14 protein-coding genes are annotated in these 12,973 nt (G+C 69.7%); 8 read left to right on the forward strand and 6 right to left on the reverse strand.

Annotated elements, in window-relative coordinates; genetic code table 11:
* Positions 1 to 162: 162 nt before the first annotated feature.
* Positions 163 to 1,566 carry an NAD(P)H-quinone dehydrogenase gene (locus CA951_RS19265; RefSeq protein ID WP_087558374.1) on the reverse strand — a complete coding sequence of 468 codons (1,404 nt, stop codon included), beginning with the start codon at positions 1,564 to 1,566 and terminating at the stop codon, positions 163 to 165.
* Positions 1,567 to 1,682: 116 nt separating this feature from the next.
* Here CA951_RS19265 and CA951_RS19270 point away from each other — a divergent pair, with 116 nt between their 5' ends.
* Entirely contained in the window at positions 1,683 to 2,144 is a 462-nt protein-coding gene (locus CA951_RS19270) for a gamma-glutamylcyclotransferase (RefSeq protein WP_087558375.1), read from the forward strand.
* 3 nt (positions 2,145 to 2,147) lie between these two features.
* On the opposite strand, the gene CA951_RS19275 is transcribed toward CA951_RS19270, so the two are convergent.
* From CA951_RS19275 to CA951_RS19285, 3 genes are read right to left on the reverse strand one after another with little or no spacing between them, the layout of a single operon-like run.
* Complete coding sequence (locus CA951_RS19275; protein WP_087558376.1) at positions 2,148 to 3,311, reverse strand: M20 family metallopeptidase; 1,164 nt, start codon at positions 3,309 to 3,311, stop codon at positions 2,148 to 2,150.
* Positions 3,308 to 4,468: a M20 family metallopeptidase gene (locus tag CA951_RS19280; RefSeq protein ID WP_087558377.1), complete on the reverse strand. Its 1,161-nt coding sequence runs from the start codon at positions 4,466 to 4,468 to the stop codon at positions 3,308 to 3,310. The genes CA951_RS19275 and CA951_RS19280 overlap by 4 nt, the downstream gene beginning before the upstream one ends.
* Positions 4,469 to 4,480: 12 nt before the next feature.
* Positions 4,481 to 5,179, reverse strand: coding sequence for an enoyl-CoA hydratase/isomerase family protein (locus tag CA951_RS19285; protein ID WP_087558378.1), 699 nt, complete (start codon positions 5,177 to 5,179; stop codon positions 4,481 to 4,483).
* 20 nt (positions 5,180 to 5,199) lie between these two features.
* On the opposite strand from CA951_RS19285, the gene CA951_RS19290 reads away from it, so the two are divergent.
* Positions 5,200 to 5,982 carry a purine-nucleoside phosphorylase gene (locus tag CA951_RS19290; protein WP_087558549.1) on the forward strand — a complete coding sequence of 261 codons (783 nt, stop codon included), beginning with the start codon at positions 5,200 to 5,202 and terminating at the stop codon, positions 5,980 to 5,982.
* Entirely contained in the window at positions 5,979 to 7,568 is a 1,590-nt protein-coding gene (locus CA951_RS19295; protein ID WP_087558379.1) for a phospho-sugar mutase, read from the forward strand. Before CA951_RS19290 ends, CA951_RS19295 begins: the two co-directional genes overlap by 4 nt.
* Positions 7,569 to 7,576: 8 nt before the next feature.
* On the opposite strand, the gene upp is transcribed toward CA951_RS19295, so the two are convergent.
* Positions 7,577 to 8,200, reverse strand: coding sequence for a uracil phosphoribosyltransferase (gene upp / locus CA951_RS19300; RefSeq protein WP_087558380.1), 624 nt, complete (start codon positions 8,198 to 8,200; stop codon positions 7,577 to 7,579).
* Positions 8,201 to 8,334: 134 nt separating this feature from the next.
* Here upp and CA951_RS19305 point away from each other — a divergent pair, with 134 nt between their 5' ends.
* From CA951_RS19305 to CA951_RS19325, 5 genes are all read left to right on the forward strand, one after another.
* The gene (locus CA951_RS19305) at positions 8,335 to 8,658 is read left to right on the forward strand and encodes a type VII secretion target (RefSeq protein WP_179220245.1); all 324 of its coding nucleotides are present in this window, start codon (positions 8,335 to 8,337) and stop codon (positions 8,656 to 8,658) included.
* A gap of 2 nt (positions 8,659 to 8,660) precedes the next feature.
* Positions 8,661 to 9,851, forward strand: a complete 1,191-nt coding sequence (locus CA951_RS19310) for a C40 family peptidase (protein ID WP_087558382.1) — start codon at positions 8,661 to 8,663, stop codon at positions 9,849 to 9,851.
* A gap of 8 nt (positions 9,852 to 9,859) precedes the next feature.
* Positions 9,860 to 10,204: a hypothetical protein gene (locus CA951_RS19315; protein WP_087558383.1), complete on the forward strand. Its 345-nt coding sequence runs from the start codon at positions 9,860 to 9,862 to the stop codon at positions 10,202 to 10,204.
* Entirely contained in the window at positions 10,201 to 10,506 is a 306-nt protein-coding gene (locus CA951_RS19320) for a YbaB/EbfC family nucleoid-associated protein (RefSeq protein WP_015890015.1), read from the forward strand. The genes CA951_RS19315 and CA951_RS19320 overlap by 4 nt, the downstream gene beginning before the upstream one ends.
* Positions 10,507 to 10,620: 114 nt before the next feature.
* A complete protein-coding gene (locus tag CA951_RS19325) occupies positions 10,621 to 11,871 on the forward strand; it encodes a primosomal protein (protein ID WP_087558384.1) in 1,251 nt (416 codons plus the stop codon).
* A 7-nt stretch (positions 11,872 to 11,878) separates the two neighbouring features.
* Here CA951_RS19325 and CA951_RS19330 read toward each other — a convergent pair whose 3' ends face one another.
* The gene (locus tag CA951_RS19330) at positions 11,879 to 12,964 is read right to left on the reverse strand and encodes an adenosine deaminase (RefSeq protein WP_087558385.1); all 1,086 of its coding nucleotides are present in this window, start codon (positions 12,962 to 12,964) and stop codon (positions 11,879 to 11,881) included.
* Positions 12,965 to 12,973: the final 9 nt, after the last annotated feature.

The following is a 12,973-nucleotide window of genomic DNA, read 5'->3' on the forward strand; positions in this document are numbered from 1 at the left end:
CTCCCAGGAGGCACGTCAAAGCGGAGATCAGGTGAGAACACCCTGTCCGTCCTGGGTCTGCGGGGCGGGAGAGCGCCGAGGCACGGCCGATGATTTCGGACCGTGCCTCGACTATCTCACCGCAGGAGCCACTATATGAAATGCGATTCCCACATTTCGGGATCAATCCAGGTCGTCGTGCCGCATCAGCTGGCGAGCCGCCTCGGTGATCGACCCCGTCAGCGACGGGTACACCGAGAACGTCGCGGCGAGATCGTTGACGGTGAGGTTGTTCTGCACGGCGATGGCGATGGGCAGGATCAGCTCCGACCCGTTGGGGGCCACCACCACGCCGCCGATCACCACACCGGTGGCCGGACGGCAGAAGATCTTCACGAAACCGCGACGCAGCCCGGACATCTTCGCGCGCGGGTTGGTGTTGAGCGGGAGCATGACGGTGCGGGCAGGCACCTCGCCGTCGTCGATCGCGGCCTGGCTGACGCCCACGGTCGCGATCTCGGGGCGGGTGAACACGGCCGACGCCACCGTCTTCAGCTTGATGGGGCTGACGCCCTCGCCGAGCGCGTGGTACATCGCGATGCGGCCCTGCATGGCGGCGACCGACGCCAGCGGCAGCAAGCCGGTGCAGTCGCCCGCCGCGTAGATCCCCGACACCGGCGTGCGCGACACCCGGTCCACCCGCAGGTAGCCACCCTTGTCGAGTTCGATGCCGACCTTCTCCAGCCCGAGGCCCTGCGTGTTGGGGACCGAACCAACCGTCATCAGGGCGTGGCTGCCCTCGACGGTGCGGCCGTCCGCGAGGACGACGACGATGCCGTCCTCAGTGCGCTTCACGGCGTCGGCCCTGGCATGCTTGACGAGGGTGACGCCGCGTTCGGCGAGGACGTCCTCGAGGACGAGGGCCGCGTCGGCGTCCTCACCGGGCAGGACACGGTCGCGGCTGGACACCAGGGTGACCTTGACACCCATCTCGGTGTAGGCGGACACGAACTCGGCGCCGGTCACACCGGAACCGACGACGACGAGGTGCGAGGGCAGCTCGTCGAGGTCGTAGAGGTCGCGCCACGTCAGGATCCGCTCACCGTCCGGCTCCGCCCCGGGGATCACCCGGGGGCTCGCGCCGGTGGCGATGAGGACGACGTCGGCGTCGAGTGTCTTCTTCTCGCCGTTCTCGAGGGTCGCACACACCTGATGCGACGCCATGCCGAGCCGCTGGTCGGTGAGCTCCGCGGTGCCCGACAGCAGTTCGACACCCACGGTCTGCAGGCGGGTGCGGATGTCGGAGGACTGCGCCTGCGCGAGGCTCTTCACGCGGGCGTGGATCTGCGGCAGAGCGACCGTGGCCTGCTCCGGATCGAGCGCAATCCCCAGGTCGGTGGCGCGACGCATGTCGGTGCGCACGCCGGTGGACGCGATGAAGGTCTTGGACGGCACGCAGTCGAACAGAACGCAGGCGCCGCCCACGCCGTCCGAATCGATCAAGGAGACGGAGGCGCCGTGCTGTGCGGCCACCAACGCTGCCTCGTATCCGGCAGGCCCGCCACCAATGATCACGATTCGGGTCATCTGTCCTCCAATTCACCTGACGACCGGGGTCTCCGGCCGGCTTTTCCTACGATCGCAGCGCGTCGTGTCGTGCACTGCATGCAACAGATTACTAGCCACCGTTTAGGCTTGCCGCCGTGTCGATCTATGCCGCCTACGGGTCCAACATGCATCCCGAGCAGATGTTGCAGCGCTGCCCTCATTCGCCGATGGCGGGGACGGGCTGGCTGCACGGCTGGCGACTGACGTTCAGTGGCGGGGACATCGGCTGGGAGGGCGCACTCGCCACCGTGGTCGAGGACCCCGATTCCAAGGTGTTCGTCGTCCTCTACGACGTCCCCGAGGAGGACGAGGTCAGCCTCGACCGATGGGAGGGCTCCGAACTCGGCATCCACCGCAAGATCCGCGTCCGCGTGGACACCGACGGCGAACCCGAACTCGCGTGGTTGTACGTGCTCGACGCGTACGAGGGCGGTCTGCCGTCGGCCCGCTACCTCGGGGTGATGGCCGACGCCGCAGAGATCGCCGGGGCCCCCGCCGACTACGTACGCGACCTGCGCACCCGCAACAGCCGCAACGTCGGTCCGGGCACCGAATAGCGCCTAACGCTGCGCCTCGGCCAGCACCAGGCTCGACAGCACCCGCACGCCGACGCCGAGCGCCCGCTCGTCCAGATCGAACGTGGGCTGGTGGATGTCGAGTTGCTCGCCGACGCCCGACCAGACGCCGAGCCGGGCCATCGCGCCGGGAACTTCTTCGAGATACCAGGAGAAGTCCTCGCCGCCGCCCGACTGCGGCGTGTCGGCGAGGGCGTCCGGGCCGACGGTCCGGATCGCGTCCTCGAACATGCGCGTCGACACCTCGTCGTTGACGACGGGCGGGACGCCGCGGCGGTAGTTCAGCTGATACCGCACCCCGGTGGGCGCGAGGAGCCCGTGGACGATCTCCCGGACCAGCGGCTCGAGCATCTCCCACGTCTCGTGATCGCCGGTCCGCACGGTGCCGGTCATCATGCCGGTCTGCGGGATGGCGTTGGGGGCCCGGCCTGCGCTCACGGCGCCCCACACCATGACGGTGCCGGTGCGCGGGTCGATCCGCCTGCTGAGCATGCCCGGCAATCCGGTCACGACGGTGCCCAGCGCGAACACGAGGTCGGTGGTCAGGTGCGGACGGGACGTGTGGCCGCCCGGCGAGTCGAGCACGACCTCGACCGTGTCGGCCGCGGACGTGATCGCGCCGAGCCGTACCCCGACCCGACCGGCCGCCAGTCGCGGATCGCAGTGGAGGGCGAAGATCCTCGACACACCTTCGAGCCGTCCGGCCGCGACGACCTCCAGCGCACCCCCGGGCATGACCTCCTCGGCGGGCTGGAAGATCAGCCGGACACCCACCGGCAGGTCGGGGATCTCACTGAGGGCCAGACCGGTTCCCAGCAGGATGGTGGTGTGCGCGTCGTGCCCGCAGGCGTGCGACACGCCCGGCACCGTCGACGAGTACGTGGCGCCGGTGAGTTCCTGGAGCGGGAGCGCGTCCATGTCGGCGCGCAACGCGATGCGGGGACCGTCCGACGGCCCCAGATCGCACGTGAGCCCCGTTCCCCCGGGAAGCAGTTCGGGTGACAGCCCCGCCGCGGCCAGGCGGGTGGCCACGAATTCCGTCGTCGCGTACTCGTGTCGTGCGAGTTCGGGATTGGCGTGGATGTGCCGTCGCCACTGGGACAGTTCGTCGGTGTGAGCGAAAATCCATTTGTCGACTGCCGCGTTCACCGGCGATCAACTCCTTCCAACAGCCGCACCCGCTGTGTGTCGTCCGTTGCAGCGCGAACTGCCGTGCGCGCCAGGGCAATCGCTCCGTCGATCACGGCCAGGTCGGCAGATTCGGTGATGCACGCCGCCGCGAACTGCGGCTGATGCGTCACCGCACCTCCCGAGTCGAGGCCGATGATGGGATGGATTCCGGGCAGGACGTTGGTGACGTTGCCCATGTCGGTGCTGCCCAGCGGACGGACGCCCTCCCATTCGAGCGGCAGCGGGGTCCGCCCCATGTCGACGATCTGCTCCCGGTACGTCGCCACCAGCCAGGGATCCGGCGTCAGTTCCGTATACGTGGGCGACACCGTGCGGATCTCGTGGGTGCACCCGGTGGCGAGTGCCCCGGCCGCGAAGCACGCTTCCGCGCGGGCCGTCAGCTCGGACAGCGCCCATGCCGTCTCGGCGCGCAGGTAGTACAGCATTTCGGAACGGGCGGGAACGATGTTGGGCGCGGTTCCGCCGTCGGAGACGATGCCGTGGATCTGCTGTCCCGGCGAGAGATGTTGGCGCAGTAGGCCGATGCCGACCTGGGCGACGGTCGCGGCGTCGGCGGCGTTGCGCCCGAACTCCGGCGCGGCCGACGCGTGCGCTTCGCGGCCGTTGAACGTGACCGCGATGTCGGCCAGTGCGAGCGACGTCGCACCCGTGATGTCGATCGGACCCGGATGCACCATCAGGGCGGCCGCGACCCCGTCGAAGACCCCCTTCTCGAGCATGGCGATCTTGCCGCCGCCGCTCTCCTCCGCGGGCGTCCCGATGACCCGCACCGTGATCCCGAGCCGTTCGGCCACCGTGGCGAGCGCGACTCCGGCGCCGACCGCGGACGCCGCGATGATGTTGTGCCCGCACGCGTGCCCGATCTCCGGCAGCGCGTCGTATTCGGCGCAGATGCCCAGGACGAGGTCGCCGCTGCCGAACGTGGCGTCGAACGCCGTCGGCAGGTCCGCGATGCCCGTGCGCACGTCGAACCCGCTGCGTTTGAGCAGTTCGGTGATCTTCGCGACGCTCCGGAACTCCTCGAACGCGAGTTCCGGTTCGCTGTGGATCGAATGGGACAGCGCAATCAGATCGGTCTCGATTGACCTGACCGCCGCCTCGACATCCGCATTCACGTGCTCATTCTCTCACCCGAAGCTGAAGTTGCTCTTGTCCGTCGCCGTGGCGAGCGCGGCGAGGGCGTCGTGATGGATTCCGCGCTTGATTCCGGCCAGGTTGGCGCCGCGGGTGGCGGTGAGCGCGGCGGCCCGTTCCACGGCGGCGGAGAGGACGGCGTCTCCCTCCTCGATCTGGTCGACGATGCCCGCGGCGAGCGCGTCGGAACCGCCGAAACGGCGACCCGTCGTCATCGCCTCGACGGCGGTCTGCTTGGGCAGGCGCGTGTTCAGGAGCGCCGACATCCCCACCGTGAACGGCATGTTCAGCGACACCTCGGGGAGGCAGTAGAACCCGCGGTCGGCGCGCATCACCCGGAAGTCGTGGGAGGTGGCGAGCATCGCGCCGGCACCGAAACTGTGGCCCTGGACGGCGGCGACGGTGGCCATCGGGAACGCGAGCAGGCGGCTGTAGATCGTGTGCACGCGGTCGAGGTATTCCGGGAGCTTGTCCGTGTTGGCGAAGATCCACGTGGTGTCCAGACCGTTCGTGAAGAACTTGCCCGTCGCGGTCGTCACCAGCGCTGCGGAACCCTCGTGGGCTTCGACCTCGTCGAGCGCGGTGTGGGTGGCGTCGATCCAATCCGGATGGAAGCGGTTCTCGTTGTCCGTCTCGCCCTCGGTACCGAGGTACAGGATGAATACGTCGCCGTCGCGATCGAGATAGGGCATGAGTGGAAGACTATCGCCTCATGGGAACGCCAGACGCCGCGGCCGCCGCGCTCGCCGCGCACACGAACTGCGCCGAACACTCGATCGCCGTCGTCCTCGGATCGGGGTGGAACGCCGCCGCCGACCGGTTCGGCGAATCACTCTGCACCGTCCCGATGGCCGACCTCCCGGGGTTCACCCCGCCGTCCGCCGCGGGGCACGCCGGAACGATCCGCTCCGTGGAGGTGGGCGGCAAGCGGGTCCTCGTCCTGCTCGGCCGCACCCACGCCTACGAGGGCCATCCGCTGTCGTCCGTCGTCCACCCCGTGCGCACGGCCATCGCCGCCGGGGCGTCGACCGTCATCCTGACGAACGCCGCCGGCGGGATCCGCCAGGACTTCACCGTCGGACAGCCGGTGCTGATCAGCGATCATCTCAACCTCACGGCCCGGTCACCACTGGTCGGCGCCGAGTTCGTGGACCTCGTCGACGCGTACGACCCCGAACTGCGGGCCCTCGCCCGCGACATCGACGGATCACTCAGCGAAGGCGTCTACGCCGGTCTGCCAGGCCCGCACTACGAGACCCCGGCCGAGATCCGCATGCTGCGGACGATCGGCGCCGACCTCGTCGGCATGTCCACCGTCCACGAGACGATCGCGGCGCGAGCACTCGGCGCCCGCGTCCTCGGGATCTCGATGGTGACGAACCTCGCGGCAGGCATCACCGGCGAGCACCTGAACCACCAGGAGGTCCTCGCCGCGGGCCGGGCGTCCGCCGATCGCATGGGCGGGCTCCTACGAGAACTGGTGGAGCGCTTGTGAACGATCCGATCGCGGACTGGATCGACGCCGACCCCGACCCCGGCACCCGCGCGGAACTCGCGAACCTGTCCCCCGGCGAACTCGCCGACCGCTTCGCCGCGCCGCTGAGTTTCGGGACCGCAGGACTGCGCGGCCCGGTGCGGGCGGGCCCGAACGGCATGAACCTCGCCGTCGTGATCCGCACGACCGCCGGGCTGGGCGAGTGGCTGAAGGATCGCTGCCTGGGCGGCTCCACCGTCGTCGTCGGGCGCGACGCGCGGCACGGATCGGAGAAGTTCGCCGTCGCCGCCGCGGAAGTGCTGGCGGGCGCAGGATTCTCGGTCGTCCTCCTCCCCCGTCCCCTGCCCACACCGATCGTCGCGTTCGCGGTCCGCCGCCTCCGGGCCGCGGCAGGCGTGCAGATCACCGCCTCCCACAATCCTGCCGCCGACAACGGGTACAAGGTCTACCTCGACGGCGGCGCCCAGTTGATCTCGCCGTCCGACCGGGAGATCGAGGCGGCGGTCACCAGGATCGGGCGGGCCGACCTCGTTCCCCGGACCCCGGTGACACCGGCGTCCAGGGAACTCCTCGACCGCTACGTCGACCGGGTCGCGTCCCTGCCGAGGGGCGAGTCGCGATCCGTGCGGATCGCGCTCACCGCCATGCACGGCGTCGGCGGCGAGACCGCGCTCGCCGCACTGAAATCCGCCGGGTTCACCGACGTCCACACCGTCGCCGCGCAGTTCGACCCCGACCCGGACTTCCCGACCGTCGAGTTCCCGAATCCGGAGGAACCGGGCGCCTCGGATGCCGTCCTCGCGCTCGCCGCGGACGTCGACGCCGACCTCGCGCTGGCCCTGGACCCCGACGCGGATCGGTGCGCGGTCGGTGTGCGCGGGCCGGACGGCTGGCGGATGCTCCGCGGAGACGAGACGGGGGTGCTGCTCGGCGACCACGTCCTCGCGTCCGCCCCCTCGGATTCACTCGTCGCGACGACGATCGTCTCGTCGGCACTCCTCGGGAAGCTCGCCGCGGCCCGCGGCGCCCGTTTCGCCCGGACCCTCACCGGCTTCAAGTGGCTCGTCCGGGCGGGCGAGGGTCTCGTGTACGCGTACGAAGAGGCGATCGGTCACTGCGTCGACCCGGAGTCGGTGCGCGACAAGGACGGCATCTCCGCGGCGGTGATGGCCGCCGACCTCGCGGCGACCCTGCGGGCGGAGGGGTCGACACTCCTCGACCGGCTGGACGACTACGCGCTCGAATTCGGGTTGCACGCCGGAGACCAGGTGTCGCGTCGCGTCACCGACCTCGCGGACATCACCGAGATGATGCGACGGCTGCGGGCGGAACTGCCGGCCGAACTGGCCGGCGAGCCCGTCGAGGCCACCGATCTGGCCGCACTGCGCGGGCAGTCCCGCACCGACGCCGTGGTCCTCGCCGGGTCGACGGTCCGAGTGGTGGTGCGCCCCTCCGGGACCGAACCCAAGCTCAAGTGCTACCTGGAGGTGGTCGTCCCGGTGCCGGATCGGTCGGCGTTACCCGCGGCACGCGAGGCGGCCGCGGCGCGGTTGAATCTGTTGCGCGAGTTCGCCGAAGTGCTATAGCCGAGTCGTCAGCGCGGTCCGAACTGCCGGTCCCCGGCGTCGCCGAGGCCGGGGACGATGAACGCGTCCCCGTTCAGCCCCTCGTCGACCGCCGCGGTGACGAGTCGCACGGGATGACCGGACGCCGTGAGCGCGGCAACACCTTCTGGCGCCGCGACGACGCACACGGCGGTGACGTCCGTGGCACCGCGGGCGACGAGCAGGTCGATCGTGTGCACCATCGAACCGCCGGTCGCCAGCATCGGGTCGAGGACGTACACCGGGATGCCGGACAGGTCCGCCGGGAGCGACTCGAGATACGGCACCGGCAGATGCGTCTGCTCGTCCCGGGCCATGCCGACGAAACCGACTCGCGCCTGCGGGATCAGGCTGCTTGCCTGCTCGACCATGCCCAGCCCGGCGCGCAGGACCGGGACGAGCAGCGGCGGATGGCTGAGCCGCACTCCGTCGGTCGTCGCGATGGGGGTGACCACGTCGAACGTGTCGACCGGAGCCTCGCGCATCGCCTCGTACACCAGCATGTGGGTCAGCCTTCGCAAGGCGGCACGGAATGTGGCATTGTCGCTGCGCGCATCGCGCATCGTGGTCAGGAGGACCGCTGCGAGCGGGTGGTCGACGACGTGCGTGTTCATGCTCGAAGAATAAGGGGGCGCGGGTCGGGATTTCGCAGGAGCGCGATTCTCGGCGAATTGGGGGGTGGAACCGATCGGGTGTCCCCCGCGTCCAATATGGTGACCGGTATCAAATCCGACTGGGGGGGATGACGATGAACGACTTGAGGGCGGATACCGCGAGTATCGCCGAGTTCGCGGCCACGGCCGCGACCATGTCCGTGGAGATGCAGGCCGCGGGTCTCGGGGCCGCCGCCGCGGGACCGCTGCTGCTCGGACCGGTCTTCGGGGTGATCGGGGGCGATTTCGTCGCCGCATTCGCCACGGCGCACGCCGCGCACCTGACTTCCATCGAGAAGCTGTCCGGCGTGCTCGGCGGAATCAGTGCGACCGCGCTCGCCAATGCCGCCGCGTACGAGGGCACCGAGGTGGCCACGACGGCCGCGCTCGCCGCCGGCGCGGTCGGGCTGGAGGCCTGACCGTGATCCCCATCGATCTCCTCACCCGCCCGATCCTCGATCTGGTCGGCGCGTTCGGCAGCGGAGTCCTCCCTTCAGGCGGTCCCGCCGACGCCTTGCGCGCGTCCTCGGTCGCCATCGACGCGGTGCACGACACCGGACGCACCGGCATCAGCTCGATCTACGGCGACTGGCAGGGCAAGGGCGGCACCGGTGCGATCGTGAAGACCGAGGAGGCGCAGCGGGCGACGGTCGCGGTCTCTGATCGCGGCAACGACATGGCCGCCGTCGTCGCCGAGGCGTCCGAGATCGTCCGGGCCGGAATGCTGCAGTTGCAGGAGATCCTGCAGTCGTTCATCGCCCTCGCGGTCGCGGCCGGACCCGCCCTGGCCACCCCGCCAGGTCAGGCGATGATCGTCGCGGCGGCACTCGACCACCTCGGCCGGGCCACCGCCGTCGTCGCGAAGGTGCGGGCAGAACTCGCCGAGCAGACCGGAAAGATGGTCACCCTCACCCCGGCCGAAGACGTTCCGTCCGCGCCCGCCGCCACCGCGCCCGCGAGCACGACCGCCGCGAGCACGGCGCCCGCCTCCGCCGCCCCTGTCACACCCGCCGGGTCCGACGCGGTGAGCCGCGCCGCGTCCGGGTTCGCGAGTTCCTCGGGGACGTCACCGATGTCCGGCCTGACGAACATCGCCGCCCCGGCCGCGCACTCGTCCGGCGGACGCGCAGCGGGTGGGTCCCGGGCGGATTCCCTCACCGGCAGATCGGGAGGCACCGGTCACGGGCCGTCCACCTCGGACCCCGCGCACGGCGGTGAGGGCGTCGAGGTTGTCCTGCCCGACGGCAGCACCGCCGTCGCCCCCAACAAGGAGGCGGCCGACGCCGTGCGCAACGCGCTGTCGCAGCAAGGCGTCCCGTATGTCTGGGGCGGGACGTCGCCCGGCGAGGGCCTCGACTGCAGCGGGCTGACGCAGTGGGCGTACGGCGAAGCGGGCGTGGGTCTTCCGCGCCTGGCGCAGGAACAGAACGTCGGCACCGCCGTCGATCCGGGCGACCTGATGCCCGGCGACCTCGCCGTGTGGGACGGCCACGTGGCGATGGTGATCGGCAACGGCCAGCTCGTCGAGGCCGGTGATCCCGTGCAGGTCGGACCGATCCGAACCAGCAACAGCGGCATGGGCTTCTACGGCTTCTACCGACCCACGGAATGACAGGAATCATGTTTCCCCCCACCCCGCCCCCGGCCGGCACCACGGCCGCTGTCAGCAATCGCTCCGGCACCGTCTCGGTCCGGACCACCGAGCAGGGTCTGCCGCTCGAACTCCGCATCGATCCGCGCGAACTCCGGTACGGCGGCCAGCGGCTCGCGGACGAGATCCTGACCCTGTGCCGGCGCTCGGCGATGGAGGCCGGCGCGCGCCGCCGCGACGAACTCGCCCGTGACGGCATGCCCGCCGACATCCTCGACAAGCTCGGCCTGCCCACCCGCGCCGACGTCGCCGCCGCGCAAGCGATCGAGGACGAGGAAGAACCCACCCCGACGAGCTGGATGCGACCACTGTGAGCGAACACGACATGGATGCGATCGTCGGCCGGGCCACCGAGCAGGTGAATCTCCTGGAAGAGGCCCTCGCCGGGCTGCAGTCGATCACGGCGCGGGCGTCGAGCGAGTCCGATCAGGTGACGGCCGAGGTCGACGGGAACGGCACGTTGACCGGTCTGTGGATGGACGACTCCATCTCGAGCCTCGACGCCCGCACTCTCGCGGCGATGATCACGAGCACCACGCAGGAGGCGGCCCGGCTCGCCACCGAACAGCGCACCCGGGTCATGACGGCGCTGCAGGACGGGTTCGGGAAGGTGTGACGGTCACTCGCCGAGGGCGTCGCGGCCGCCGCGGCAGGGCCGCGACGGGCATCGGAAACGGTCCGCACACAGCCCGGGTATAACTTTGGCCGCGGGGTCGATAGGCTTCGCGCCATGGCTGGAGACATCGTCCCGATCGAACTCGGTCTCACCGACGGCGACCTCGTGACACTGTGGGCACCACGGTGGCGTGAGGGCGACGACGAGTGGGAAGCATTCCTTGGTCACGAGGAAGACCTGTACGGGTTCGAATCAGTGGCAGAACTCGCTGCCTTCATCCGCACCAATACCGACAACGACCTCGTCGAGCACCCCGCGTGGGGTGTGGTGTCAGGGCTCTCCGCTGCCGAGCTCGAGCCCGACGAGAACTTCTGCTTCGACCTGATCGGTGTGCCCGAGCTGGCGGCGAGCGACCCCGACGCCGTCGTCGTGAGCGAACTCGAAGACACGCTCAACATGGTGCGCAACATCGGTGAAGTCTGCGAACTGGACGTGATCACCAAATTCTTCAGCGCGAACCCCATTCTCGGCGCGCTCCCCGCAGGCGCCAGCGCATTCGAGGGACGCGAGGGCGAGGAACTGTGGGCGCAGATCGGCACCGCGATCGCGAAGGGCTGGGATGACGTTCTCGACGCCGTCGACAACATCGTCGCCACCCCCGAGGTGGACGCCGAGGCGGTAGCCGTGGCCGAGGCCGAACTGGTGGCCGCCGACGAGAACACTGTCGACGTGGACGACGTCGCCGAGGAGGCCGAGGAAGACGAGGAGTTCGTCGCGCTCGACCTGAACACCGTGGACGACGAGGAAGAAGAAGACGACTCGTTCTGGGGTGCGGTGGGTGTCGACCCCGTCAAGATCATCACGTCCGGGGAGACGTACTTCACACTCCGGTGCTACCTCGACGACGAGGCGATCTTCCTCGGGCGCGACGGCGCGATCTTCGTGTTCACGTCCGAGCGGGCACTTGCCCGGTACCTCGCCGACAACCACGAGCACGCCCTCGCGCAGGTCAGCACGTACGAGGAGATCCAGGTGGCGGCCGTCGACGGGTCGCTCGAGGTCGAGGTCACCGACGAGAACGTGTACGTTCTGCCCGGTCTCGCCGACGACCTGGCCGCAGGCCCGGAGTCGGTCGACGCGGACCAACTGGACCTCGCCGTCGAATTGTTCACCGATGCAGCCGATTTCGCCGACGACGATTCGGTGGAGACCGCGCTCGTGTCGTCCGACCCGCTGGGCTGGTACGTCTCGTTCGTCCTCAACCCGGACCCGACGCGGATGGCGCCGAGCGCGCCCTTCGACGCGGAGGCCGAGGCGTGGCGGAAGCTCGAGCGGGAGTTCGAGGCCCGCCTGCGGAAGGTCTGACAGGCGGTCAGCCCACCAGCACGGCGAATCCCGGCTTGATCACCTCGTCGATCAGCTGCAGCCGCTGATCGAACGGGATGAAGGCCGACTTCATCGCATTGATGGTGTAGCGCTCGAGATCCGTCCAGCCGTAGCCGAACGTCTCGACCAGGCGGAGCATCTCCTGACTCATGCTGGTGTCGCTCATCAGCCGGTTGTCGGTGTTGACGGTGACGCGGAACCGCAACCGGGCGAGCAGATCGAACGGATGGTTCTCGAGCGCGTCCACGGCCCCGGTCTGAACGTTGGAGCTCGGACACAGTTCGAGGGGAATCCTCTTGTCCCGCACATAGTTCGCCAGCTTGCCGAGCACCGGGACGCCGTCGTCGCCGATCGTGATGTCATCGGTGATCCGGACTCCGTGACCGAGGCGGTCCGTGCCGCAGAACGCGATGGCCTCGTGAATGGACGGCAGGCCGAACGCCTCACCCGCGTGAATGGTGAAGTGGGCATTGCTGCCCCGCATGTACTCGAAGGCGTCGAGGTGGCGGCTGGGCGGATTGCCGGCCTCGGCGCCTGCGATGTCGAATCCGACGACGCCGCGGTCCCGGAATCGGATCGCCAGTTCCGCGATCTCCCGGGACCGTGCCGCGTGCCGCATCGCGGTGAGCAGGACGCCGATCCGGATGTTCTGGCCGCGCACCTCCGCCGCGGACTCCCCGGCCTCGAATCCGAGCAGGACCTGTTCCACCACCTCGTCCAGGGTCAACCCCTCTTCGAGGTGCTGTTCCGGGGCGAACCGGACCTCGGCGTAGACCACGCCGTCGTCGGCGAGGTCCTCGGCGCATTCCCGGGCGACGCGTTCGAGCCCGGCCCGTGTCTGCATGACGGCGACGGTGTGGGCGAACGTCTCGAGATACCGCTCGAGCGAACCGCTGTCCGCTGCCTCCCGGAACCACGTGGCGAGTGCGGGCGCGGTGTCGGCGGGCAGCGCGTCGTAGCCGCAGTCGCGGGCGAGTTCGAGAACCGTCTCGGGCCGGAGACCTCCGTCGAGATGGTCGTGCAGCAACACCTTCGGCGCTCGGCGCAGGGCCGACAGATCCAGTGCGGTCATGGGACGACG

It is taken from the genome of Rhodococcus sp. NCIMB 12038 (assembly GCF_002165735.1).
Classification (GTDB): domain Bacteria; phylum Actinomycetota; class Actinomycetes; order Mycobacteriales; family Mycobacteriaceae; genus Rhodococcus_F.

Coding starts and splice junctions, on each gene's coding strand:
- CA951_RS19265 (WP_087558374.1), bottom strand. CDS start 1,566: ATGACCCGAATCGTGATCATTGGTGGCGGGCCTGCCGGATACGAGGCA.
- CA951_RS19330 (WP_087558385.1), bottom strand. CDS start 12,964: ATGACCGCACTGGATCTGTCGGCCCTGCGCCGAGCGCCGAAGGTGTTG.
- CA951_RS19305 (WP_179220245.1), top strand. CDS start 8,335: ATGAACGACTTGAGGGCGGATACCGCGAGTATCGCCGAGTTCGCGGCC.
- CA951_RS19290 (WP_087558549.1), top strand. CDS start 5,200: ATGGGAACGCCAGACGCCGCGGCCGCCGCGCTCGCCGCGCACACGAAC.
- CA951_RS19315 (WP_087558383.1), top strand. CDS start 9,860: ATGTTTCCCCCCACCCCGCCCCCGGCCGGCACCACGGCCGCTGTCAGC.
- upp (WP_087558380.1), bottom strand. CDS start 8,200: ATGAACACGCACGTCGTCGACCACCCGCTCGCAGCGGTCCTCCTGACC.
- CA951_RS19325 (WP_087558384.1), top strand. CDS start 10,621: ATGGCTGGAGACATCGTCCCGATCGAACTCGGTCTCACCGACGGCGAC.
- CA951_RS19285 (WP_087558378.1), bottom strand. CDS start 5,179: ATGCCCTATCTCGATCGCGACGGCGACGTATTCATCCTGTACCTCGGT.